Genomic DNA, 23,966 nt, shown 5'->3' with positions numbered 1-23,966 from the left:
ACGAAAGGTAACTTGATATTTTGAATTGGCAATCATTAGTTGATAATCGACAACGCTTCTTCTGGGTTTTGCAAATAGCAGGCTGGATAGGCTACGCGTTGGTGAATTATATCGGCTCAAAAGTATTTGAAATGCGTGATATTTACGTATTTGTTATTGTATTAAACGCCTATGCAGGGTGTTTAATGACAGTACCACTGCGTTATATGTATCGCAAAGTTTGGAATGCATCGCCATGGGTTCTTATGCTGGTTGTGTTTGGGGCATCCTATATCACGGGTACGTTATGGGCGGTCGTTCAAAAATTCAACTTATGGGAAATTTATCGACACGGTTACCGGCCGAATGAATGGTTTTATTATTTTCAGCAAGGATTAGACTCTGTCTATATTATTCTGTGCTGGAGTGGTTTGTATTTTGGTATAAAGTATTACCAACTACTGCAAAGTGAGCGTCAAAAAGCCTTAAAAGCAACAACAATGGCGCACGAAGCACAGTTAAAAATGCTGCGCTACCAACTTAATCCGCACTTTTTATTTAATACACTGAATGCAATATCAACCTTAATTTTGGTGAAAGAGAATAAAGATGCGAATTTAATGGTCTCTAAATTAAGTGACTTCTTACGCTACACACTCAATACTGATCCCATTAAAAAGGTGCCTCTAGAGCAAGAAATACACGCACTCATGCTGTATTTAGAGATTGAAAAAGTACGTTTTGATGAGCGTCTTCAGGTCAATGTTGATGTTAGCGAGCAAGCGAAAGAGGCATTAGTACCGAGTTTGATCCTCCAGCCCATTATTGAAAACTCAATCAAGTATGCGATAGCGCAGCTTAATGAGGGGGGAGTGATTGATATTAAAGCACAAGTTTTTGCAAATGAACTATTATTGGAAGTAGGCGATAATGGTCCTGGTACTGAGTTAATAGATGGTCAACTGGTTAATTCTCAAGGCGTTGGCATAGCAAATACAAAGGACCGATTAAAAACACTTTATGAGAACAACTATTCGTTTGTACTCTCTGACAATTCGCCAAGTGGATTAAAAGTTAATCTGCGTGTTCCGTTTGAAAAGGCTGTTAAGAAATGAGCAAAATTAGAACTTTGATCGTTGATGATGAACCATTAGCTAGGAAAGGCTTAGCGGTTCGACTCTCTGAGTTTGACGACATAGAAGTCATTCGTTTATGTAGCAATGGTCAAGAGGCAATAGATGAATGCCTTAGTGGTAACATCCAATTAGTTTTTTTAGATATTCAAATGCCAAATATGAATGGTTTTGAAGTAGCACGTGCGTTAAGCGAAAGTGTGAACCCTTTACCTGCAATTGTATTTGTAACGGCGTTTGATCAGTTTGCTGTAAAAGCATTCGAGATTCATGCATTGGATTATATTCTTAAACCAGTCGATGACAACAGACTAAAACAGGCGGTAGAGAAAGTGCATACCTATTTAAAGACGCAACAAGATAACGCCCATAAGAAAAAACTAGCGAGTTTTGTCGCGGGTATAACAGGCAATAATTGCGAAGAGATTTTAAAAAAGCTGGCCACAGGTGATAGCTTAGCCGACCGTCGTTATCCGGAGTCACTGGCTGTAAAAGAGCAGGGTGAAATAGTCCGTGTGCCTGTTGTTACTATTCAATGGGTTGACGCTGCTGGTGATTACATGTGTTTACATTGCCAAGATGGGCAAACACATATCTTACGCAAAACAATGAAAGAGCTTGAGCAAGAGCTTGATCCCCAGTTATTTGTGCGAGTACATCGCAGTGCGATTGTTAATACAAAACAAATCAGCAAACTTGTTACTCAAGTCAGCGGTGAGTACTTATTAGTGCTCGATAATGGCCAAGAGTTAAAAGTAAGCCGCAGTTATCGCGATAAAGTAAAAGCAGCACTGGCAAGCTGATACGCTATTTTAAACAAAAAAGGCGCAAAATTAATTTTGCGCCTTTTTTCGTTATATTGGTTTTTAAACCGTCACAATTTTCATCGTGTTAGTTGCACCAATGGTTTCCATAGCGTCACCGTGAGTTAATATTACAGTGTCACCTGTGGCTAAAGAGCCTTGCTCAACAAGCGTGTTTAACGCATCACGAACCATGTTGTCTTTTTCACATTTAGTTGAGTCAAAGTATACAGGGTAAACGCCACGATAAAGTGCTGTTTGGCCTAATGTACTTGCATGACGAGACAGCGAATAAATAGGTAAACCAGAGCTGATACGCGACATAAGTTTAGCCGTGCTACCAGATTCAGTCAGTGTGATAATCGCTTTCACTGAGTCAAGGTGGTTAGCAGCATACATGGCTGAAAGTGCAATAGATTCAGCGTTAGAAGAAAAACGGCTATCTAAACGGTGTTTAGAGACGTGCGTTTCTTTTTGTGACTCGGCACCTAAACATACACGCGCCATGGTTGCGACAGTCTCTTCTGGGTAGTCACCTGCCGCTGTTTCTGCTGATAACATAACAGCGTCAGTCCCATCAAGCACTGCGTTGGCAACGTCCATAACTTCTGCACGTGTTGGCATTGGGTTATCGATCATTGATTCCATCATTTGCGTTGCCGTTACTACTGTACGGTTTAATGAGCGAGCGCGTCTAATAATAAGCTTTTGCTTACCCACAAGGGCAGCATCACCAATTTCAACACCTAAATCACCACGCGCCACCATTACAGCATCAGAAGCTAGGACGATATCATCAATTGCTTCAACGGTTTCAACCGCTTCTGCACGTTCAATTTTAGCTAACAATTGCGCGTTTGAACCTGCTGCTTCGGCTAGTGAACGTACATAGCGCATGTCATCACCACTGCGTGGGAAAGAAACCGCAATATAGTCAACACCAATTTCGGTTGCTGTGATTAAATCTTCTTTGTCTTTCTCGGTGAAAGCAGGGGCCGTTAGACCACCGCCTAAACGGTTGATGCCTTTATTGTTCGAAAGCACGCCACCCACAGTGACTGTGGTATGCACTAATTCACCTTCAACAGAGTCGACAGTAAGTTGAATTAAGCCATCATTTAACAGTAGCAAATCACCTGATTTTACATCGTTTGGTAATTCTTTGTAGTCAATACCCACAGCGTTTACGTCGCCTTGGTCTTTTTCCATTTTTGCGTCTAGCGTAAATTTAGCACCTACTTCTAAGTTTACTTTGCCATCTTTAAATGTAGAAACGCGAATCTTAGGACCTTGTAAATCAGCAAGTATTGCAACGTGCTTGCCTAAACGCTTTGCTATATCGCGTACAGCTTGAGCACGGTCTTTGTGATCTTGAGCAACGCCATGTGAGAAGTTCAAACGAACAACATTTGCACCTGCACGAATAATTTTTTCTAGGTTGTTATCGCGATCGGTTGCCGGTCCAAGTGTCGCAACAATTTTTGTGCGTCTTAGCATCAAATTCTCCTGTGCGCTTAATCGATGTTAAGCGAATTGATGGTTTACTATTAAAAAGTCGTGCTAAAAGCCTTGCTAATGGGCTTATACAACGGCACGGTGTAGAACTCATAGGTAAAAATGTGTTTTTTAACTATGAGTATCTGAATCCATGTATTATTGAATCATAATACAAAAATTGAATGACGATATTATGACACCGGTGTCAGGTAGCGTCAATACACTTAACTTTTAAATGGGTATTATAAAAATCTGGTCCGATGCCTGCGTTATTTTGATATAATTTGAACAACGTCGCTTTTAAACACACTGATTTTTACCAAGTTGGCTTGGATGCTCGCATTTTTGGGCTGCTTGGGTATAATGCGCGCGTATTTATTTTGATTAACTAACCAATAGTTGTTACCGAGGAGGACACTAAATGCAAGTTGCATTAGTAGGGTTAGGCGTTATGGGTAAAAATCTTGCCCTCAACCTGATTGAAAAAGGGCTGACATTAGTAGCGTACGATAAGAACCCTGATGCGGGTGCTGAGTTACTAAGCTGTGCGAAAGCACTCGGATTGGCAGACCGTTTACATATTGTGTCTGATTTAAATGATATGGTTAGACGTTTAGAGCCGCCTCGTTCAATTTTACTTTTAGTTCCTGCTGGTGAATTGGTTGATAAAGTATGTACTGAGCTTGCGGAAGCAGGCGTCGAGTGTGATGACATCATCGTCGATTGCGGCAATAGTAACTATAAAGACGGTATTAGCCGTAAACTTAAGTTCCAAAATAAATTTGAATTCGCCACAATGGGGATCTCAGGGGGTGCCGAAGGCGCACGCCATGGTCCTGCAATGATGGCTAGTGGCTCAGAAGGCGGCTGGGAGCGTGTTGAGCCGTGGTTTGAAAAAGTTGCAGCAAGTTACAAGGGGGAGTCGTGTTTTGCGCGTGTAGGGCAATCTGCAAGCGGTCACTTTGTAAAAATGGTGCACAACGGTATCGAATATGCGTTGATGCAGCTTATTGCAGAAATGTATCAACTGCTTCGTTTGGGCACTAATCGCACGCCAAAAGAAGTTGCCGACATTTTTAATGATTGGTCTGAAGGAACATTAAATAGCTACCTACTATCAATCTCTAGTCATATTCTTAGCCTTGAAACAACTGAAGGTGAGCCTTTAGTTGACTTAATTGACAATAAAGTAGGGGCCAAAGGCACTGGATTATGGACAGCACAAAATGCGCTTGAGTTAGGCATTGCAGTGCCTTCACTGGTTGCTGCGGTACAAGCTCGCCATTTAACAAATACATGTGATACGCATGCTGCAAAAGAAATGACCTATGCAGCCAAAGCAACTAACACTGTTGAGTTAGACCTAGAAGAATTAAAAGACGCGTTTACGTTGGCAAGTTTACTGGCTTACCGTCAAGGTCTTGCGCTTATCAAAGGTGCATCACGTGCGCACCAGTGGAAAGTTGATCTTGCTAAAACGTTACAAACGTGGCGAGCGGGTTGTATTATTCGTGCCGATTACTTAGATAATGTTGCTGAAGGCGTAGAGTTTATTGATTCTATGCAGCGTGAATCAGCTGCACTTCGTAAAGTGACAGGGGCGGCAGTTGCTTCTGGTCTTGCATTCCCTGTGTTAACTGCAACACAAACGTATATTGCAACACTTACAACACCAAGCAATGGACATTTGGTTCAGGCACAGCGTGATTACTTCGGTGAGCACGGTATCAAAACACACAGTGGTGAAGTTTGCCATTTAACTGATTTAGTCGATATTGACGAAAAAGTCCGTTAATGAGTTGAATTACTCACCATCATGAAAAAAGGCACCGTACGGTGCCTTTTTAATATCTAAAACTTTAATTTTATCGACTCAACTCGCCACGTAGGTTGTCTTGCATAAGATGGCGCACTGTTTCAACCTCAAGCTTTTGGCTAAATAAGTAATGTAACTTTGTTAAACAGGCTTCTAAAGTCATGTCATAGCCACTGATAACACCACAGTTGAGTAATGCATTACCGGTGGCATACCCACCCATGTTGACATGTCCTTTTAAACACTGGGTAAGATTAACAATCACCATGCCACGCTTACTAGCCTCATTGAGGATGTCTAGAAAGGCAGGGTCTTGTGGTGCATTGCCAACGCCAAAGCTTAATAATACAAGCGCTTTAATGTTATCGTTAACCAAGCTTTTTACAACCTCAGGACTGATCCCCGGATACAAATACAACACGCCAATTGGTTGTGGAGTAATGTTAGATACTTGCAGTTCGTTATCGACATACGGGCTCAATTGCCCCTTGATTAATTGTATATTGATACCTGATAACGCTAACGGTTCAAGGTTAGGTGAAGCAAACGCGTCAAAACCATCTGCGTGTGCTTTTGTTGCTCTATTACCACGGAACAGTTGGTTATTGAAAAACAGGCTGACTTCAGCAATAGGGTAATTCGCTGCTAAGTACATAGCGTTTAGTAAATTAACTTGACCATCAGAGCGAAGCTGTGACAAAGGAATTTGTGAGCCTGTGACAATCACGGGTTTGGTCAAATTTTCAAACATAAACGATAAAGCCGATGCCGTGTAGGCCATTGTGTCAGTGCCATGTAATACGACAAAGCCATCATAGTCTTGGTATTTACTTTTGATATCGTCAGCAATAAGTTGCCAATGTGCCGGTGACATATCGGATGAATCAATCAAAGGGCAGTATTCGTGAATATCAAATAAAGGCATTTCATCACGATTAAACTCAGCATTGTTGACCACTGTTTCGGTTAAAAAGCCTTCAGCAGGAACATAGCCCCGGCTCGATTTTTTCATCCCGATTGTGCCGCCTGTATAGGCGATATATATACGTTTACGTTTCATAAAAAAGCCCAGTAAATTAACTGGGCTTAGTATACCTAAAATCGCGTTAGTTAGTAACTTATTGAATTACATTACACACTAAACAGCGTGCATAGACACCTTGTGGGTCGTTGTAATCTTTTAAATTATCAATTTCACTACTCAACTGCTTAACAAGGCTTTGTAAGTTAGCTTGTGTTGCAAGCACAGAGTCAGAAGACTGCGACTTAGCTAAGAATGCTTGTACAGCAGCGGTGCCAAAAATATCCTGTAGCATTTGCTCTTGGGGTGTTAAAGATTGCTTGATGGTTTTAACATCGTAATGCTTTAATTTTGCAAGTTCTGCTGCCGCTTCAATCGCATCTTGTTTGTCACCTAGTTTATCAACTAAGCCAAGCTCTTTCGCCTGAGTTGCAATCCACACACGCCCTTGGGCAATTTTATCAACTTGCTCAGGAGTCATATTTCGTGCTTCGGCTACAACGTTTAAGAAGCGTTTGTAGGCATTTTCTACACTGAGTTGAATGATGTCGGCCATTTTTTCATCCAGTGGGCGAGCAATAGAGAAGCCTGCTAAATCAGTGGTTGCAACACCATCTGAATAGATACCTAACTCAGCCATGGTGTTTTCAAATGTCATAAAAGTACCAAAAACACCGATTGAACCTGTAATCGTACTTGGCGCTGCCCAAATCTCATTTGCAGCAGAGGCAATCCAATACCCCCCCGAGGCCGCAACAGAACTCATTGACGCAATAACCGGTTTCCCTGCGGCTTTAAGTGCCAGAACTTCAGCACGAATAACCTCAGAGGCAAACATGCTACCACCGCCAGAGTCAATACGCAGAACCACAGCTTTTACTTTATCATCTAAGCGCGCTTTGCGAAGTAGGGCTGCGGTAGAATCACCGCCAATTTCACCGGCTTTACGTTCACCATCAACAATCGTGCCTTTTGCTACGATTACCGCTACTTTTTCAGTAATAGGGTTATCAAATTCGATAGGAGGTTTAACCAGCGATAAATATTCACGGAAGCTCACTTGCTTAAATGTTTTACCGGTTTCTTCTGTACCGACTAGGTCAATAAGTTGCTGGCGAATTTGTTGAGATGTTTTTAGTGAATCAACCCATTGATTGTTTAAGGCATAGTCACCTGAATTTCCATCCACTGCTTGCATTTTTGCAAGGTAAACATCCATATCTTCGTCAAAGTTACTTTCATCAAATGGACGAGAAGCGGCAACATCTGACTTATATTCGTTCCAAAGTGCAGTTAACCATACTTGGTTAGCTTCTTTTGCTGCATCTGACATATCATTACGAATAAATGGTTCAACTGCTGACTTGTACGTACCTACACGGAAAATGTGCTGTGTTACTTTTAGCTTTTCAAGGGCGTCTTTAAAATAAAGCGGGAACATGCCGTAACCTTCAATGCTTACACCACCATAAGGGTGCATAGACACTTCATTGGCATGTGCTGCAATATAGTACTGTGCTTGAGTGTAGTAATAGCCTGTAGCAATAACTTGTTTACCAGCGTCTTTGAACTCATCAATCGCTTTTGTTATTTGTTTAAGCTTATTGATATGCGCGCTTGGCATTTTTTGAAGATCAAGCAACATAATAGAGATACGGTCATCTTTTGCAGCTTGGTTGATAACTTCAATAATATCATCAAGCAAAATCTCTGAAGGTGCTTCTTTGCCCATAGTCGCATCATTAATGGCTGCTTCTACAGGGTCAACATAGGTTTTCTCTTCAACGATAGGGCCATTTAAGTTTAGGCGCAGTACGGTTCCATCCGCGACTTTAACTTTGTCTTCTTCGCTAGTAATAGCGACAATAAAGAGTATTACTAGTATTAAAAATAATAGGTTTAGAACCAAACGGCGGGAAAAGTTTATCCCAGTCCATATGCCTTTAAATATCTTTGCTAGCAAAATAATTCCTTAATTCAGTACAGCTTAGTAGTAATCCCATCTTAGCTTAGAATAATCTGAAATTTAACTGTTAAATAGTAACAGAGTGTTTAAAACGAGAAATTGCGACAGTTAATTACTCGCTAAAAGTTGATTATTCTGGGTTATTACCGCAGAATCTAAACATCATAGAGGTTCGACCAGTTAACGGGGCAGACAATGTTAGAACAAAAATTACAATTACCGCATACCGAACTTCGTAATCGTTTGGTTATGGGCTCAATGCACACCGGTCTTGAAGAGGGCTGGCATAATCGTAAACGGTTACGCGCATTTTATGAAGCACGTGCTAAAGGAGGCACAGGCTTAATTATTACCGGCGGGTATAGTCCGAATTTACGCGGTAAACTTACTCCATTTGCATCAACGTTTAGCTCATATTATGACGTTGTTAAACACCGTGCTTACACTGAAGCAGTACACCAACATGGTGGGAAAATTTGTTTACAGATTTTGCATGCAGGGCGTTATGCCTACCATCCATTTAATCATGCTCCTAGTGCGATTAAAGCGCCAATAAACCCATACAAACCAAAGGCGATGTCGCTTGGTGCCATTAAAAAAACCATAAAAGATTTTGCAAGCTCAGCGCGCTTAGCCGAAAAGGCGGGCTACGATGGTGTTGAGATCATGGGCTCAGAAGGCTACTTAATTAATGAGTTTATGGCGAATCATACTAATAAGCGAAATGATGCTTATGGTGGTAGCTTAGAAAACCGAATGCGCCTAGCTGTTGAAATAGTGAAAGCAGTACGCGCAAAAGTCAGTGAAAAATTTATTATTATTTTTCGTTTATCAGTGATGGACTTAGTTCCTGACGGTTCTACTCCTGATGAAGTAAAGCAACAAGCTTTGGCGCTTGAAGAAGCCGGCGTTGATATCTTTAATACAGGTATAGGTTGGCATGAGGCTCGCGTTCCAACGATTGCCAGTATGGTTCCACCTGGCGCATTTAAAGAGGCGTCAAAACGTTTAAAAGACACGGTCTCAGTTCCTGTGGTTGCGGTAAACCGTATTAACACCCCACAGATTGCTAATAGTATTTTAGCGGCAGGAGAGTCAGACCTTATTTCGATGGCAAGACCACTTTTAGCTGATCCTGAGTTTTTTAATAAATACGTAAATAATAAAACTGAGCAGATAAATATTTGTATTGGTTGTAATCAGGGTTGTTTAGACCACGTATTTAAAAATAAACGTGCGACCTGTTTAGTGAACCCTCAAGCTGCATTTGAGCTTGAATATAGCCTAGAAAAAGCCGCGTCATCACGTTTAGTGTTAGTGGTAGGTGCAGGACCAGCTGGCCTTGCTGCGAGTTGCTATTTGGCGCAAAAAGGGCACAAAGTAACGCTCATTGAGCGTAAAGAGCAAATGGGCGGCCAGTTTAATTTAGCCATGCAAATACCCGGAAAAGAAGATTTTAATCACACGCTAAATTATTTCACTAATGAACTTAAGCGTTTAAATGTTGAATTAAAATTGGGCACTGAGTTTTCAGATAACATGCTAAATCAATACGATGATGTTGTTTTTGCGACCGGTGTTAGACCTCGTGAAGCTAAAATTGAATGTGCTGATGGTAAGCGTGTTTTTGCCTACGATGAAGTGATTAGAGGTGAGGTTGAACTGGGTGAAAAAATTGCGATATTAGGCGCTGGAGGTATCGGTTTCGATATGGTGGCCTTTTTAAGTGAGCATAAAGATCAAACCATTGAAGAGTTTAAAACTCAATGGGGAATAGAGTGTGAGCCACAACCTCACAAAGATAATCGCCAAATTTATATGCTAAAACGAAGCTCAGGTCGCTTTGGCAGTGAGCTGGGTAAAACGACGGGTTGGATCCACCGCCAAGTAGCAAAACAGCATGGTGTTAAACAAATTGCTGACTGCCAGTACATCAGTTTTGATAACCAAGGGTTAAAGATTACCGTAAAGGGTGAGGAACAGATACTTGATGTTGATACAGTGATTGCCTGTATTGGTCAGGTGTCTAACAGTGAACCATTTGCAGCTGAGGCTGAAAACGCAAAAGTGCATGTGATAGGTGGTGCAAAACTGGCCGCGGCCATTGATGCAAAACGCGCTATTTTTGAAGCATTGCAAGTCGCACGCAAAATCTAACTGAAAGATAACCACATTGTTAGCGGTCTTATTGATTAATCTATTTTAGTCATGAGACCGCTATGCACATTACACATACCTATCAAACAATCTTCAAACGTCTGCAGTGTTTACAGGGGATACCCGCTTTACTTTTTCGCTTAATCTTAGCGCCGGTGATGATAATCGCTGGATTTAACAAGTTAGCGTTGAGCGGAGATGTTTCGCATTTTTACCAATATTTTCTCGCATCTGATGACATCGTTACATGGTTTGGTAACAAAGAATGGGGCTTAGGTTTACCGATGCCTGCACTACTGGCATTTTTGGCCGCATGGGCCGAGTTTCTTGGCGGTATACTGCTATTTTTGGGGCTGTTTACACGTCTTACAGCTATTCCATTAATGATTACGATGTGTGTGGCTGCGACTAGCGTACACGGTGATAATGGCTGGTTTGCTGTCACGCCTACAGATGCCAGTACCAGTCCTGCAAGAGTATTAAGCTGGCTACAAATACCAGGTGCACAAGCAAGCTTAGACAACTCCTCAGCGGCAGCTGAGCGCTTAACAAAAATGCGCGACTTATTAGAAACCCACGGTTTTACTGATTATTTATATGAAACAGGGCGCCCTGTGATTTTAAATAACGGAATGGAGTTTTCTGTTATTTATTTTGCGATGCTGTTAAGCCTATTTTTTACAGGCGGGGGACGCTATGTCAGTCTCGATTACTGGTTTAGCAGAAAGTACCGTAATCGCTTTATTGATAATGAAGTTAAATGATAAGCTTAGATTTTATTGCCTGTATTAACGGGCATCGTATTTAAGAATTTACGGAATAATAATGGACGCTTTAACGCTTTTACAAACACGACAGTCAGATCCACGTTTAATTTCACCGGGTCCAACAGAAGAACAGCTTTCAATTATTCAGCGCGCTGCGATTAAAGTCCCCGATCATGGTTGTATTGCGCCGTGGCGTTTTATCGTGGTGGAAGGCGAAGCACGCCATAAATTAGGTGAGATCTACCACCAAGCCGCTATCGAAGAGCAGCAAGATGACCGCGTAATTGAGCGGGCAAAAGAGCTCCCCCTCAGAGCACCTATGGTGATAATCGCAATTGCCGATGTAAAAGAAAACCCAAAAGTACCGCGCATAGAGCAGGTGCAAAGTGCTGGGTGCGCTGTGTTAGCAATGCAACAAGCTGCATTCGCTCAGGGATTAGGTGGCATTTGGCGCACAGGCTACTTTGCGCAAAGTCCAGCTGTTAAACACGCGCTTGGTTGCAAAGCAGAGGATGAAATTGTCGGCTACTTGTATATAGGCACACCTGAGGTAGATATTAAAAAGCCCATTCGTCATAAACCAGACACTTTTTTTGAGAAACTGTAAGTTAAGGGAACTTTTTAGCATCACAAGAGTCATACCTGATTAAGCTTGCTTATGTTACTTTTTTTCAAGTTGTGGCTTTGCTGTAAGAAGCGCTTGGATGCAAAAACTTAATTATTCTTCTTCAGTATGTTTTTTAATCGGTTGTTTTTTGTTAACGTATGGATAGTCTTAGAAAAATAACGATAAAGAAGACGAGAAAAATGGGAAACTTATTTTTACGTGAAAAAGAAAATTGGTTCGCTTGGTCTCTTTGGGGCATTGTTGGTGCAGTGATCACTTTGTTTGTTGCACTCTCGACAAAAGCACCTCAGTTTTTAGGTTTATCAGCGGTCGGTGTTTTGTTTCTACTTACCTGGTGGATGCACAGTACAAAACGTTTTGATTTTGGGCGTGCGTTTAAAGTCTGTTGTTATGTTTTAACGTTTAGCAGTCTACCGGCCTTTTTACTGGTGATTGTGCCAAATCACAACATGAATAAAATAGACATTATTGTTCAGACGCTCGGCTTTGCACTAATCAGTTTATTCGTCTGTTTAATTTGTTCATGGATTGCCCGCAGACCAAAGCAATATTATTGATTTAAATTTTTTAGGCTTTTTTACAGTTAAGTCTTTACAATGAAAGCTGTAAGCACTATTATGCGCGCCGTACGGAGAGATGGCAGAGTGGTCGAATGCACCGGTCTTGAAAACCGGCAGGGGTTTGTAGCCCCTCTAGGGTTCAAATCCCTATCTCTCCACCATTATTTTTAAAAAACCGCCTACAGGGCGGTTTTTTGCTATCTGGAGATAAGTCATGTCAACAAGCGAGTCTTCGTCTACTTTTAAACACCTTATAAAACATATTCTGCTTTGGAGTGTTTTTTCTTATTTTTATCATAGCGGCGTGAATGTTCTAGTTGCTATGGCACATGATGCAAAGCCAGAGCATGGTTTACTCACATCGATTGCTTATGGCATCGGTTTTAATGTGCTGGTTGGTCACTTAATTGGAAAATATGATAAGCATTGGCCTGTTATAGCTGCACTGTATATCGCATCAGTTGGCTTGTTAATTGTGCCACTTGTTATACTCGGTAAAGCAGGATTGATGGATGTGTATTTTATTGTCGCAATGATCTTAAGTTTACCAACGTCAACCTTTGTCATTGAAAAAATAAAGCAGCGAATTAGTTTAAACACTGAGCAAACGCAGTAAACTAAGCATTATTCGTTGTTTTTTTATGTTAGTATAAATGCATCTTTTAACTAATAAACGTGAATTTAAACATGTCAGATATTTTTACAACAGACGCTGAAAAAGCAAGCTACGGTATTGGTTTACAAATGGGTGAGCAACTTAAAGCTAACCCTTTTGAAGGTTTAAACCTAAACTCAGTTTTTGAAGGTATGAAAGACGCATACGCAGGAAGTGATTTCCAAGTTGAGATCCCTGCAATTCAAGCTGCTTTCGAAAAAATCAATGCAGAAATCCAAGCTCGTCGTGAAGAAGAAGCTAAAGTACTTGCTGCTGAAGGTGTTGCGTTCTTAGAAGAAAATGCAAAACGTCCAGAAATTACGGTAACTGAATCAGGCTTACAGTACGAAGTATTAACAGCGGGTGAGGGTGAAAAGCCAACTGCTGAGTCTACAATTCGTGCTCATTACCACGGTACATTAATTAACGGTACTGTTTTTGACAGCTCTTATGAGCGTGGTCAACCTGCTGAATTCCCAGTAAGCGGTGTTATCAAAGGCTGGACTGAAGCGGTACAAATGATGGGTACTGGTTCAAAATGGCGTTTATACGTACCACACGAACTTGCCTATGGTGAGCGTGGCGCAGGTGCTGCAATCGCACCTTTCTCAACATTAATCTTTGATGTTGAGTTACTAGAAATTATCTAATTAATTTCTACAGACATAAAAAAACCTGCTTAATGCAGGTTTTTTTATGTCTAAATCAAATTTTAACTATTTGATTCAGCGAACTCTTTGCACTTAGCAGTGTCTTCGCATTCACCATAAAGGTAAAGAGAGTGGTTTGTTAGTTTAATACCGTTCTCTTTTGCGATTTCTTCTTGGCGACGTTCAATCGTATCATCTTCGAACTCAACAACTTTACCACATTTTAAACACACTAAGTGGTCGTGGTGAGTACTACCCGATAATTCAAAAACTGACTTGCCACCTTCAAAATGATGACGAGATACAATACCTGCATCGTCGAATTGGTTTAAAACACGATAGACAGTTGCAAGACCAATCTCTTCGCCAATGTCTAACAGAATTTTATAGACATCTTCAGCGCTGATGTGTTGGTTGTCTGGAGATTGTAGAATCTCTAAAATTTTAATACGCGGCAGTGTTACTTTTAACCCTGCTTTTTTTAATTCCAAGTTGTGATCAGTCATTAAATCTGTCTCAATTTTATTTATTTATACTAGGCATCATAAAGATGCACACGACACATTAGCAAATATTAGAATAACGTGCCTAGTTACTAAGTGCAAAGAACAATTCGTTTAATTGCCGATTTTTTAGACAAAAATGAACTGGTTGTGCATCTTTACATCAGCTAGTAAATGCGAGTAGTACTTGTTATTAATCAGCAAGTTCTGCTAAACACATTTCTTCATAAACTTGAGCACACCACTCTTTAACACGCTTTTCAGTAAGTTCTGGCTGACGGTCTTCATCAATGCCTAGGCCTACAAAGTGATTATCATCAATGACCGCTTTTGAGGCTTCGAAGTCGTAACCTTCAGTAGGCCAGTGACCCACAACTATAGCACCACGTTCAGTAACGATATCGTTGATCATGCCCATCGCATCTAAGAAATACTCAGCATAGTCTTCTTGGTCACCGCAACCAAAAATAGCAACAAGTTTACCATCGAAGTCTACTTCTTCTAACTCAGGGAAAAAATCATCCCAGTCACATTGCGCTTCGCCATAGTACCAAGTGGGGATACCGAATAACAATAAATCGAATTCAGCAATCTCTTCTTTAGAACTTTTTGCAATATCGTGAACAGCAACGAGCTTTTTACCTAATTCTTTCTGAATCATTTTTGCTACGTGTTCAGTATTGCCTGTATCGCTTCCGAAAAAAATACCTACGCTTGACATGGATTTAAAACCTTCTATCTATCAATAGCCAATCTTTCTTGTAAAATTGTTTCAATCAACGCGCTACGGCTAATATTCTGCGCATCGGCCATATCGCTTAGTGCTTGATATAACTGTGATGAAACCTTAAATTCTACACGCTTTAAACCACGTGCTTTGTCTCGTTTTATTTGATTACGTTTGTTGACTTTCAACTGCATGTCACGTGGTAGGGGATTTGTTTTTGGTCTACCAGGACGCTTTTCGTATTCAAATAAATCGGGTGTTGTTCTATCTGTTTCTGACTTTGCCATGCCTAGCCTACACCTGCGCCTTGCCAGAAGACTTGAATAAGTCCTTTTGCTATAAAACCAGAGCAGCCTAAAAATAGCACTAACCAAACGATGTATCGGCCAAATCGGGGCACGTCACCTTTCTTTAGTACGTCTTGAATTGCCATACCAATAAAAAAGAAAATGCCGGCTAAGCCAAAATACAACCCTAAGGTATCAAATTCGTTAATTAACTGACTGACCATCAACGTATAAACCTTCAAATTAAACGGCGCGTACTATACCACACAAAATCGTATTAATTTAGTGCGTACGATCAAAAACAGTGAATTTTATCGACGTTAATTCGAGGCTAAAAAATCACTGATTGCTTTATTTACAGCAAGCGGTTTTTGAGCATGAAGCCAATGACCCGCACCATGAATTATTTTTGCCTTTGAATTTGGAAATAACGCCATAATAACAGGGCGATGTTCAGCTAAAATATAGTCTGAATCATTCCCTTTAATGAATAAAGTATCACATAAACAAGAATCATTTTCATCAAGTTGTGCTAAAATATTTTCATATTGTTGGTCTAAAACAGCTAAGTTAAACCGCCACTGATACTGGCCTTGTTCATTTTTGGCAAAACTTTTTAATAAGAATTGGCGTACGCCAAGCTCGGGAATCTGTTTGGCAAGTATTTCGTCGGCTGCTTTTCTATCTGTAACGGCAGAATTAGCAACATCGTTCAAACCTTTGAAAATAGCGCTATGGCGAGGTTTGTTAGCCACTGGCGAAATATCCATAACCACTAGTTTTTCAACGCGTTCTGGGTAGCTAAGTGCTAATTGCATAGCCACTTTACCGCCCATTGAATGGCCAACAATATGTGCTTTATTGATATTTAAATGGTTCAGTAACTCTAAAACATCGGCAGCCATTACCGTATAGTTCATGCTATCACTGTGGAATGATTTACCATGATTACGTAAATCGATATTGGTCACTGTGTAATTTTCTGACAGTGCTTTCGCGATGACATTTAAGTTTTCTAGCGAACCAAATAATCCGTGGATCAAAACAACATGCGAACCTTGGCCGCTTTGCTGGTAATTTAATAGCATTTTTAGCTCCTATTTTAAGTGGCGCTATTTTGCCTAGTGAAATAACAAATTGCAAAACATAGAGAATTGCTGCGAGCTTAGGTATAATCATTGCGAACTTTTAAAATGTGACCCGTAAAGACAGGAATAACATGAAAAAAATCGACATAGACGACGAGTTATATCAATACATCGCGAGTAATACGCAAAGTATTGGTGAAAGTGCATCAACCATTTTGCGTCGTTTATTAAACCTTTCTGATGGCACTTTAACGACCAGTCATTCAACGACGACAAACACTGAACAAGAAATCAGCGTTGTTGAATCAGAAGAAGACACGGAACAACACACAGAATCAGCAGCGCCTGAATCAAAAAGCCAACCAGCTGTCACAGCAACGACATACGCTAAAGGTAATGTATTCAATGTGCTTAATAAAGAAGAGCTAGCGATGCAAAAAGGCGTTGTCGGCCGTTTCTTATTTATTTTGGCTGCTTTGTACAGAACACATAAAGACGATTTTGTTAACGTGCTTGAAATTAAAGGACGTGACCGCGTTTATTTTGCCACAAGTAAAGAAGCGTTACTTGAAAGTGGCAGCAGTATGAACCCGAAAAACATCACTGATACAGAATACTGGGTGATGACAAACTCTAATACTACGCGTAAAAAAATGATGCTTCATGAAGTCGCCTTGTGCCTTGGTTACACGGCTGATGAAGCAGAAAAGATTCGTGATTACTTATAATCAATAAGGAAATATTATGGCGATTCATCCAGATGCAGGTAAAACTGCACCTCAAGAAAGCTTAGTCAATGTACCAAAGCTGGTTTCAGCCTACTATTTAAATGAACCAGATCTAGAACAAAATCCAGAGCATTGCGTTGCCTTTGGCACGTCTGGCCATCGTGGTTGCTCGTACGATGTAAAGTTTAATGAGTCGCATATTTTAGCGATCACCCAGGCTATTTGTGATTTTCGTAAAGAAAACGATATTTTTGGACCACTTTTCTTAGGTAAAGATACACACGCATTAAGTGAAGCGGCATTTAACTCTGCAATCGAAGTCCTTGTTGCTAATGAAGTACAAGTGATTACGCAAGAGAATGATGAATACACACCAACGCCGGTAATTAGCCACGCGGTAGTGTCACATAATAAAGTGAACCAAAATGAGTTAGCTGACGGGATTGTTGTTACACCTTCTCATAATCCACCCGAAGATGGCGGTTTTAAGTATAACCCGCCAAATGGTGGCCCAGCAGACACAGACGTTACCAAATGGATTGAAGACAGAGCAAATCAACTCTTATTAGAAGACCTTGTTGAGGTGGAGTTATTTCCTTTTGCAAAAGCGTCTCGCTCAGGCTTTATTAAATATCAAGACTTGATCACGCCGTACGTTAATGATTTAGAGAATATCATTAACTTGAAAGCCATCAGTGACGCTAAAATTAAAATTGGTATCGACCCACTAGGGGGTTCAGGTATTAACTTTTGGCCAGTGATTGCCGAAAAATACAATTTAGACCTAACGGTCGTAAATAAGTCAGTCGATCCACGTTTTGCATTTATGCCGCTTGATAAAGACGGTAAAATTCGTATGGATTGCTCGTCACCTTACGCCATGGCGAATTTAATTGCCCTGAAAGACGATTACGATATCAGCATTGGTAATGACCCAGATTACGACCGTCACGGTATTGTGACACCGGATGGTTTAATGAATCCGAACCATTTCCTTGCTGTTGCGATTGATTATTTATTAAATCACCGCGATTGGTCTGCAGATGTGGCAATTGGCAAAACGCTTGTTTCAAGCGGCATGATTGATAAGGTCGTTGCGCGCAATAACCGTAAAGTAAAAGAAGTGCCGGTTGGCTTTAAATGGTTTGTTGAAGGGTTGAGTAGTGGCGCTTTAGCCTTTGGTGGCGAAGAAAGTGCAGGTGCCTCATTCTTACGCTTTGATGGTACCGTGTGGAATACAGACAAAGACGGTTTCATTCTTGGCTTACTAGCTGCTGAGATCTTAGCGGTAACAGGCAAAACACCTTCAGCGCTTTACAAAGAGCTTGAACAAGAGTTTGGTGCGCCGATTTATAAGCGTATCGATGCGCCTGCGAATGCTGAACAAAAATCGCGCCTAAAAGCGTTATCAGCTGACGATGTGAAAGCCAATACACTTGCAGGTGATGAAATCATTCAAAAGCTGACCCATGCACCGGGTAACAACGCGGCGATAGGTGGTTTAAAAGTCGTAACTGAAAATGGTTGGTTTGCTGCGCGGCCTTCAGGTACGGAAGATATTTATAAAATTTACCTTGAATCATTCAAAGGTGAAGAACACCTTGCATTACTAGAAAAAGAAGCCAAAAAATTAGTTGATTCTGTTATTCGCTAATTTATCTTTCTTTTTTATTATAACGGCTGATTTAATCAGCCGTTTTTGTATTCTACTCTCACGTAATATTAGGATCAGACCATGAGCTACTCATCAGCTACTTACCTAGATGCGCTAAAAGCGTCGGGTGATTTTCTAAGCTTAACTCGTGAAAACGAATTTTCATTACCTTATTCATCATTCACGTTAACGAATGGGACAAATGTGACTGTCCATGACACGGGGATTATCGAGTTTCAGCCTGCAACAGTAAGCAATAAAGATATTGTGTTATCAAGTGCGATACACGGTAATGAAACAGCGCCGATTGAAATTTGCGATCAGTTAATTAGTGCAATAATTAAAGAAGAGATGACCTTAAAACAACGCGTGCTGTTTATTTTTGGTAACCCAAAATCAATAAATATCGGTAAGCGATTTGTTGAAGAAAACTTAAATCGTTTATTCAATGGTCATCATACCCAAGAGGGCATTGCTTCAAACTCGGAGCGTGTGCGCGCAAAACAATTAGAAGATGTTGTCAGTGACTTTTTTAGTCGTGGCAGCGAAGGTAGCGCACGTTGTCATTATGATTTGCATACTGCTATTCGTGGCTCAAAAAATGAAAAATTTGCTGTGTATCCCTACTTACATGGAAAACCGTGGAAAAAATCTCAATTGCAGTTTTTATTAAGCTGTGGCGTAAACACCGTATTAATGATGAAGTCGGCAGCGACAACCTTTAGCTACTACTCGTCATTTGTCCATGGCGCTGACTCATTTACCGTTGAGCTCGGTCAAGTTAAAGCGTTTGGTGAGAATGATATGTCACGCTTTGCGAAAACCAAAGAAACTTTAATTGCATTAATTAGTCAAGAAAGTGTTGAATATGGTGAGTTTAATGCATCTGATTTTGAGCTTTTTTCAGTTTATAGAACAATAAACCGAACGTGCGAAGACTTTAGTTTTCCATTCGCAGATGACGTAGAAAATTTTACGGGCTTCGCGAAAGGTGAATTATTAGCAACTGATGGTCAGACCAGGTATGTGGCTGAGGTTGAGGGTGAAGCTATAATCTTCCCAAATGCTGATGTAGCCTTAGGTCAGCGTGCATTATTGACGGTTATTCCAATGCAAGTTGATAGCAACTTTATTTAAAATAGTTGCATTTACACCCACCAAAATACAGTTAACTGTATGATATTAAATAAAATTTATTGTTGTATAGTTAACTTTCCATGCATGTTTAGCGATTTATCGACTATTCGTCTATGATTAGTTGAATAACAACTTACGTTAACGTAAAGTGTCGGCAGTTTAATTTAAATAGATTGAAAATTACGCAAACTTTATCCTTACAGCTTTTGCTGATAAAAATTCAAATAAGGGCAGTTGCGTATGTATCTGACAACGAAAGAAGGTAGGTTATGAGTAATCCAAATAACGTATCGCTGAATATTAATCATGAACTGTCATTTATTGATGGTCACGCATTAAAAATCCCTACATTAAGCATTCTTAATGAGGAAGGCGACATCTATGAAGGTGCAACAGCACCTGATATCGACAAAGACACCGCAATTCGTCTTTATGAGACAATGCGATTCATTCGTGCGCTTGATGAGCGTATGCAAGCGGCACAGCGTCAAGGTCGTGTTAGTTTTTATATGCAATGTTTAGGCGAAGAAGCGGCGGTGACTGCCTCGGCTGCAGCCCTTGATCAAAATGACATGATTATGGCGCAGTACCGCGAACAAGCAGCATTACGTTATCGTGGTTTTAGCCTAGACCAATTTATGAATCAGATGTTCTCGAATGAGAAAGACTTAGGTAAAGGTCGCCAAATGCCAATCCATTATGGCTCTCGCGAACTTAACTATATGACTATATCGTCGCCGCTAGGGACACAAATCCCACAGGCTACGGGTTACGCATACGGTCAAAAAGTACGTCACATTGATGCAGAAACGGGTGATTTAAACAGCACGATTGATAACATCACTATTTGTTATTTTGGTGAAGGTGCTGCCTCAGAAGGTGATTTCCATGCCGGTTTGAATATGGCTGCGGTTCATAAAGCGCCTGTTATCTTTTTTGCACGTAATAATGGCTATGCGATTTCAACGCCTGCAGATGAGCAATTTAAAGGTGACGGTATTGCATCACGCGGTGTTGGTTATGGCATTAAAACTATTCGAGTTGACGGTGCAGATGCACTTGCTGTCTATGCTGCGACTAAGAAAGCACGTGAAATCGTTACAACTCATGGTGAGCCGGTACTGATTGAGTCGATTGCTTATCGACTAGGTGCACACTCTACGAGTGATGATCCAAGTGGTTACCGCAGTAAAGACGAAGAAGCCAAACATCAAGGTTGCCCAATTGAGCGTTTTCGCAAGTGGTTACTTAAGCAGGGGTGGTTAGATGAAGCCCAAGATGCGAAAGATAAAGAAACTATTCGTGAAGAAATTTTAGCGGCACTTAAACGTGCAGAAAAAGTGGCGAAACCAGCGTTAGAAGAACTTATCTCTGATGTATACGATACGCCAATTCCATCACTGCAAAAACAATACGAAGAATTAAAACAACACATTTTGCAGCATCCTGATGCTTATCCAACGACTGCAGGGAGATTAAAGTAATGGCTAAAATGAACATGCTTCATGCAATTAATTCTGCCCTTGATATCACCATGGCAGAGCACCCAAATGCCTGTATTTTTGGTGAAGATGTTGGCTATTTTGGTGGTGTATTCCGTGCAACCTCAGGCTTACAAGAGAAATACGGTAAGCATCGTGTATTTAATACACCTTTGACTGAGCAAGGTATTTTAGGTTTTGCCAATGGCCTTGCTGCATTCGGTGCGCCTGCATTAGCAGAAATTCAATTTGCTGATTATATTTTCCCTGCATTTGACCAAATTGTGAATGAATCAGCTAAATTCCGTTACCGCAGTGGTAATGAATTTAACGTGGGTAATTTAACAATTCGCACGCCGTATGGTGGCGGGATTGCAGGTGGTTTATATCATTCACAATCGCCTGAAGCTTATTTTGCACATACCCCAGGTTTAAAATTGGTTGTGCCACGTAACCCTTATCAAGCTAAAGGTTTATTACGTGCATCAATCAAGGACAACAACCCGGTTCTTTTCTTTGAGCCTAAGCGTTTATACCGTGCGTCAACCGGTGAAGTGCCTGAAGAAGATTACAGCATTGAGCTTGGTAAAGCCGAAGTTGTTCAAGAAGGTACTGACGTTACCTTACTTGCTTGGGGGGCGCAGATGGAAATCATTGAAGACGCAGCGAAAAAAGCAGCTGAACAGGGTATTAGTTGTGAAGTTATTGACTTACGTACAATTTTACCTTGGGACGTTGAAACAATTGCTAAATCTGTTACTAAAACAGGGCGCCTAATTGTTAGCCACGAAGCGCCAATTACCAATGGTTTTGGGGCCGAGATTGTTGCGACTATTCAACAAGAGTGTTTCTTACACTTAGAGTCGCCAATTGCACGAGTGTGTGGTTTAGATACGCCGTACCCACTCGCCCTTGAAAAAGAATATGTGCCAGATGCGCACAAAGTGCTTGCTGCGATTAAGCAATCAGTTGAGTTTTAGGAGTCAGTATGTCTAAAGATTTTATCTTACCAGATATCGGCGAAGGCATCGTAGAGTGTGAAATCGTTGAGTGGTTAGTTGCAGAGGGTGATACGGTAAAAGAAGATCAGCCTATTTGTGACGTAATGACCGACAAAGCACTTGTACAAATTCCTGCAGTGCACGATGGTGTGATCAGCAAGTTATATTACGCAAAAGGTGATATTGCAAAAGTGCATGCTCCTTTATTTGCAATGGATGTTGATGGTGAAACGCCAAGCCAAACAGTTGAAGCAGCAGACGATACCGCTGCACAGCCAACACCGCAAACTGCAACCTCAGGCTCGTATTTAGAAGACTTTATCTTGCCAGACATTGGTGAAGGTATTGTTGAATGCGAAATCGTTGAGTGGTTAGTCAGCGAAGGCGATGAAATAGTAGAAGATCAAGCTGTTTGTGATGTGATGACAGACAAAGCTTTGGTTCAAATTCCGGCTAAATACACGGGTAAAGTCGAAAAGCTTTACTATCAAAAAGGCGATATTGCTGCGGTACACAGCCCGTTATTCCAAATGAGTATAGAAGGTCATACTGCCGAGCCTGATGTCAGCTCAGCGGTTGTTAAAGCACAAACTAACGCGGCCAATAAACCTTCAGAAAAACCAGCAACGCCTGCTGCAAATAAACAGCTTAACAAAAAAGCAGTTGCATCACCGGCAGTGCGTCGTAAAGCCCGTGAGCTAGATGTTGATTTAACGCAAGTGCCGGGTTCGGGTAAAAATGGCCGTATTTATAAGCAGGATATTGAAGACTTCTTAAATGAGGGTCAAAGCCAAGCACGCACTGAAACTGTTTCGTCAGCAACATCACAATCAACACCTGTGGTAGTGACAGGCGGAAGCCGTGTTGAGCCAATTAAAGGCATTAAAGCAGCGATGGCTAAGCAAATGGTTGCGTCAGTATCGACAATTCCTCATTTTACATTCTGTGACGAAATCGATTTAACAAAACTTATTGCACTGCGTACTGATTTAAAAGAGCAGTATAAACAGCAGGGCGTTAAGCTCACTATGATGCCATTTTTTATCAAAGCGTTGTCGCTTGCAATTAAGCAGTTCCCAGTGCTTAACTCGCAAGTAAACGATGAGTGTACAGAGTTGACGTACTTTGATGATCATAATATTGGTATGGCAGTAGATTCGAAGATTGGTTTATTAGTGCCTAATATTAAATCATGCCAGTCGAAGAGCATTGTTGATGTTGCAAACGAAGTTACTCGTTTAACAGAAGCCGCTCGTGATGGTCGTGTTTCACCTGATGACTTAAAGGGTGGAACAATCAGTATTTCTAATATTGGTGCGATTGGTGGCACAATTGCAACCCCGATCATCAATAAGCCTGAGGTGGCAATTGTCGCATTAGGTAAATTACAGCATCTACCGCGCTTTGATGAAAATGGTCATGTGGTATCGGCAGCTATAATGCAAGTGAGCTGGTCTGGTGACCACCGTGTTATCGATGGCGGTACTATTGCTCGATTCAATAATTTGTGGAAATCTTACTTAGAAGATCCCGCAAAAATGATGATGGCAATGAGCTAATTTATTCGTTATTAAAAAACCAGCTACGGCTTAATGCCAGTCAGTTAAGCAGTTTTTTGAATAAATATGTGAATATTATTCAGTTAAAGCTGCTTAAAGCAGGTGGGGACAAAATTAGCTAAAGACCATATAGCAAAAGGGCTTCAGTAAGATTTTTATAAATCATCGC

Annotated in this window: 23 protein-coding genes and 1 tRNA gene; 16 read left to right on the top strand and 8 right to left on the bottom strand. The window is 40.9% G+C overall.

All coding sequences use genetic code 11. The annotated features are described in order from the left end of the window. Positions 1–20: 20 nt before the first annotated feature. Together JIG41_RS09085 and JIG41_RS09080 are read left to right on the top strand one after the other, a co-directional pair. Complete coding sequence (locus JIG41_RS09085) at positions 21–1,094, top strand: sensor histidine kinase (protein WP_036968201.1); 1,074 nt, start codon at positions 21–23, stop codon at positions 1,092–1,094. Further along, complete coding sequence (locus tag JIG41_RS09080; protein ID WP_036968204.1) at positions 1,091–1,915, top strand: LytTR family DNA-binding domain-containing protein; 825 nt, start codon at positions 1,091–1,093, stop codon at positions 1,913–1,915. Before JIG41_RS09085 ends, JIG41_RS09080 begins: the two co-directional genes overlap by 4 nt. A 63-nt stretch (positions 1,916–1,978) precedes the next feature. On the opposite strand, the gene pyk is transcribed toward JIG41_RS09080, so the two are convergent. Further along, positions 1,979–3,412, bottom strand: coding sequence for a pyruvate kinase (gene pyk, locus JIG41_RS09075; protein ID WP_075593538.1), 1,434 nt, complete (start codon positions 3,410–3,412; stop codon positions 1,979–1,981). Positions 3,413–3,833: 421 nt separating this feature from the next. Between pyk and gndA the strand changes: the two genes are divergently transcribed. Continuing rightward, positions 3,834–5,207: an NADP-dependent phosphogluconate dehydrogenase gene (gndA, locus tag JIG41_RS09070; RefSeq protein WP_075593539.1), complete on the top strand. Its 1,374-nt coding sequence runs from the start codon at positions 3,834–3,836 to the stop codon at positions 5,205–5,207. Positions 5,208–5,277: 70 nt separating this feature from the next. Here gndA and ansA read toward each other — a convergent pair whose 3' ends face one another. Together ansA and sppA are read right to left on the bottom strand one after the other, a co-directional pair. Next, positions 5,278–6,288, bottom strand: coding sequence for an asparaginase (ansA, locus tag JIG41_RS09065; RefSeq protein WP_036968216.1), 1,011 nt, complete (start codon positions 6,286–6,288; stop codon positions 5,278–5,280). A gap of 58 nt (positions 6,289–6,346) precedes the next feature. After that, positions 6,347–8,212, bottom strand: a complete 1,866-nt coding sequence (gene sppA, locus JIG41_RS09060) for a signal peptide peptidase SppA (RefSeq protein ID WP_199524593.1) — start codon at positions 8,210–8,212, stop codon at positions 6,347–6,349. A gap of 198 nt (positions 8,213–8,410) precedes the next feature. On the opposite strand from sppA, the gene JIG41_RS09055 reads away from it, so the two are divergent. From JIG41_RS09055 to JIG41_RS09025, 7 genes are all read left to right on the top strand, one after another. After that, positions 8,411–10,372 (top strand): FAD-dependent oxidoreductase, encoded by a 1,962-nt coding sequence (locus JIG41_RS09055; protein WP_075593541.1) that lies wholly within the window; start codon positions 8,411–8,413, stop codon positions 10,370–10,372. A gap of 62 nt (positions 10,373–10,434) precedes the next feature. Next, on the top strand, positions 10,435–11,136 hold the full coding sequence (locus JIG41_RS09050) for a DoxX family protein (protein ID WP_199524592.1): 702 nt from the start codon (positions 10,435–10,437) through the stop codon (positions 11,134–11,136). Between the two features lie 61 nt (positions 11,137–11,197). After that, entirely contained in the window at positions 11,198–11,746 is a 549-nt protein-coding gene (locus JIG41_RS09045) for an NAD(P)H nitroreductase (protein ID WP_074989591.1), read from the top strand. A 200-nt stretch (positions 11,747–11,946) separates the two neighbouring features. Next, the gene (locus JIG41_RS09040; RefSeq protein WP_036968230.1) at positions 11,947–12,324 is read left to right on the top strand and encodes a hypothetical protein; all 378 of its coding nucleotides are present in this window, start codon (positions 11,947–11,949) and stop codon (positions 12,322–12,324) included. A 73-nt stretch (positions 12,325–12,397) separates the two neighbouring features. Further along, positions 12,398–12,488: transfer RNA gene (locus tag JIG41_RS09035), tRNA-Ser, on the top strand. A gap of 53 nt (positions 12,489–12,541) precedes the next feature. Further along, complete coding sequence (locus JIG41_RS09030) at positions 12,542–12,943, top strand: hypothetical protein (RefSeq protein WP_051501762.1); 402 nt, start codon at positions 12,542–12,544, stop codon at positions 12,941–12,943. A gap of 71 nt (positions 12,944–13,014) precedes the next feature. Next, entirely contained in the window at positions 13,015–13,632 is a 618-nt protein-coding gene (locus JIG41_RS09025) for an FKBP-type peptidyl-prolyl cis-trans isomerase (protein ID WP_036968233.1), read from the top strand. 62 nt (positions 13,633–13,694) lie between these two features. Here JIG41_RS09025 and fur read toward each other — a convergent pair whose 3' ends face one another. The 5 genes from fur to JIG41_RS09000 all read right to left on the bottom strand — a co-directional run bounded on the left by fur (position 13,695) and on the right by JIG41_RS09000 (position 16,237). Continuing rightward, positions 13,695–14,138: a ferric iron uptake transcriptional regulator gene (gene fur / locus JIG41_RS09020; RefSeq protein WP_036968236.1), complete on the bottom strand. Its 444-nt coding sequence runs from the start codon at positions 14,136–14,138 to the stop codon at positions 13,695–13,697. Positions 14,139–14,328: 190 nt separating this feature from the next. Further along, positions 14,329–14,856 (bottom strand): flavodoxin FldA, encoded by a 528-nt coding sequence (fldA, locus tag JIG41_RS09015; protein WP_036968238.1) that lies wholly within the window; start codon positions 14,854–14,856, stop codon positions 14,329–14,331. 14 nt (positions 14,857–14,870) lie between these two features. Continuing rightward, positions 14,871–15,149: a LexA regulated protein gene (ybfE, locus tag JIG41_RS09010; protein ID WP_004586673.1), complete on the bottom strand. Its 279-nt coding sequence runs from the start codon at positions 15,147–15,149 to the stop codon at positions 14,871–14,873. Between the two features lie 2 nt (positions 15,150–15,151). Further along, a complete protein-coding gene (locus tag JIG41_RS09005) occupies positions 15,152–15,373 on the bottom strand; it encodes a DUF2788 domain-containing protein (RefSeq protein ID WP_036968243.1) in 222 nt (73 codons plus the stop codon). A gap of 96 nt (positions 15,374–15,469) precedes the next feature. Then, positions 15,470–16,237, bottom strand: coding sequence for an alpha/beta fold hydrolase (locus JIG41_RS09000; RefSeq protein WP_036968246.1), 768 nt, complete (start codon positions 16,235–16,237; stop codon positions 15,470–15,472). 131 nt (positions 16,238–16,368) lie between these two features. Here JIG41_RS09000 and seqA point away from each other — a divergent pair, with 131 nt between their 5' ends. The 6 genes from seqA (at position 16,369) to JIG41_RS08970 (ending at position 23,797) form a co-directional block, all read left to right on the top strand. Next, the gene (seqA, locus tag JIG41_RS08995) at positions 16,369–16,965 is read left to right on the top strand and encodes a replication initiation negative regulator SeqA (RefSeq protein WP_036968250.1); all 597 of its coding nucleotides are present in this window, start codon (positions 16,369–16,371) and stop codon (positions 16,963–16,965) included. Positions 16,966–16,981: 16 nt separating this feature from the next. Next, the gene (gene pgm / locus JIG41_RS08990; RefSeq protein WP_036968253.1) at positions 16,982–18,619 is read left to right on the top strand and encodes a phosphoglucomutase (alpha-D-glucose-1,6-bisphosphate-dependent); all 1,638 of its coding nucleotides are present in this window, start codon (positions 16,982–16,984) and stop codon (positions 18,617–18,619) included. Positions 18,620–18,700: 81 nt separating this feature from the next. After that, on the top strand, positions 18,701–19,756 hold the full coding sequence (gene astE / locus JIG41_RS08985) for a succinylglutamate desuccinylase (RefSeq protein ID WP_199524591.1): 1,056 nt from the start codon (positions 18,701–18,703) through the stop codon (positions 19,754–19,756). A gap of 269 nt (positions 19,757–20,025) precedes the next feature. Beyond that, positions 20,026–21,240, top strand: a complete 1,215-nt coding sequence (locus JIG41_RS08980) for a thiamine pyrophosphate-dependent dehydrogenase E1 component subunit alpha (RefSeq protein WP_036968259.1) — start codon at positions 20,026–20,028, stop codon at positions 21,238–21,240. After that, positions 21,240–22,217 (top strand): alpha-ketoacid dehydrogenase subunit beta, encoded by a 978-nt coding sequence (locus tag JIG41_RS08975; protein ID WP_036968262.1) that lies wholly within the window; start codon positions 21,240–21,242, stop codon positions 22,215–22,217. The genes JIG41_RS08980 and JIG41_RS08975 overlap by 1 nt, the downstream gene beginning before the upstream one ends. 8 nt (positions 22,218–22,225) lie before the next feature. Next, on the top strand, positions 22,226–23,797 hold the full coding sequence (locus JIG41_RS08970) for a dihydrolipoyllysine-residue acetyltransferase (protein ID WP_182394883.1): 1,572 nt from the start codon (positions 22,226–22,228) through the stop codon (positions 23,795–23,797). Positions 23,798–23,966 lie beyond the last annotated feature (169 nt).

The organism is Pseudoalteromonas sp. bablab_jr011, assembly GCF_016464045.1.
Lineage (GTDB): Bacteria > Pseudomonadota > Gammaproteobacteria > Enterobacterales > Alteromonadaceae > Pseudoalteromonas > Pseudoalteromonas lipolytica.
This window is presented reverse-complemented; position numbering and strand designations above follow the sequence as displayed.

Coding starts and splice junctions, on each gene's coding strand:
- JIG41_RS09080 (WP_036968204.1), top strand. CDS start 1,091: ATGAGCAAAATTAGAACTTTGATCGTTGATGATGAACCATTAGCTAGG.
- pyk (WP_075593538.1), bottom strand. CDS start 3,412: ATGCTAAGACGCACAAAAATTGTTGCGACACTTGGACCGGCAACCGAT.
- gndA (WP_075593539.1), top strand. CDS start 3,834: ATGCAAGTTGCATTAGTAGGGTTAGGCGTTATGGGTAAAAATCTTGCC.
- ansA (WP_036968216.1), bottom strand. CDS start 6,288: ATGAAACGTAAACGTATATATATCGCCTATACAGGCGGCACAATCGGG.
- JIG41_RS09055 (WP_075593541.1), top strand. CDS start 8,411: ATGTTAGAACAAAAATTACAATTACCGCATACCGAACTTCGTAATCGT.
- JIG41_RS09050 (WP_199524592.1), top strand. CDS start 10,435: ATGCACATTACACATACCTATCAAACAATCTTCAAACGTCTGCAGTGT.
- JIG41_RS09045 (WP_074989591.1), top strand. CDS start 11,198: ATGGACGCTTTAACGCTTTTACAAACACGACAGTCAGATCCACGTTTA.
- JIG41_RS09040 (WP_036968230.1), top strand. CDS start 11,947: ATGGGAAACTTATTTTTACGTGAAAAAGAAAATTGGTTCGCTTGGTCT.
- JIG41_RS09030 (WP_051501762.1), top strand. CDS start 12,542: ATGTCAACAAGCGAGTCTTCGTCTACTTTTAAACACCTTATAAAACAT.
- JIG41_RS09025 (WP_036968233.1), top strand. CDS start 13,015: ATGTCAGATATTTTTACAACAGACGCTGAAAAAGCAAGCTACGGTATT.
- fur (WP_036968236.1), bottom strand. CDS start 14,138: ATGACTGATCACAACTTGGAATTAAAAAAAGCAGGGTTAAAAGTAACA.
- fldA (WP_036968238.1), bottom strand. CDS start 14,856: ATGTCAAGCGTAGGTATTTTTTTCGGAAGCGATACAGGCAATACTGAA.
- ybfE (WP_004586673.1), bottom strand. CDS start 15,149: ATGGCAAAGTCAGAAACAGATAGAACAACACCCGATTTATTTGAATAC.
- JIG41_RS09005 (WP_036968243.1), bottom strand. CDS start 15,373: ATGGTCAGTCAGTTAATTAACGAATTTGATACCTTAGGGTTGTATTTT.
- JIG41_RS09000 (WP_036968246.1), bottom strand. CDS start 16,237: ATGCTATTAAATTACCAGCAAAGCGGCCAAGGTTCGCATGTTGTTTTG.
- seqA (WP_036968250.1), top strand. CDS start 16,369: ATGAAAAAAATCGACATAGACGACGAGTTATATCAATACATCGCGAGT.
- pgm (WP_036968253.1), top strand. CDS start 16,982: ATGGCGATTCATCCAGATGCAGGTAAAACTGCACCTCAAGAAAGCTTA.
- astE (WP_199524591.1), top strand. CDS start 18,701: ATGAGCTACTCATCAGCTACTTACCTAGATGCGCTAAAAGCGTCGGGT.
- JIG41_RS08980 (WP_036968259.1), top strand. CDS start 20,026: ATGAGTAATCCAAATAACGTATCGCTGAATATTAATCATGAACTGTCA.
- JIG41_RS08975 (WP_036968262.1), top strand. CDS start 21,240: ATGGCTAAAATGAACATGCTTCATGCAATTAATTCTGCCCTTGATATC.
- JIG41_RS08970 (WP_182394883.1), top strand. CDS start 22,226: ATGTCTAAAGATTTTATCTTACCAGATATCGGCGAAGGCATCGTAGAG.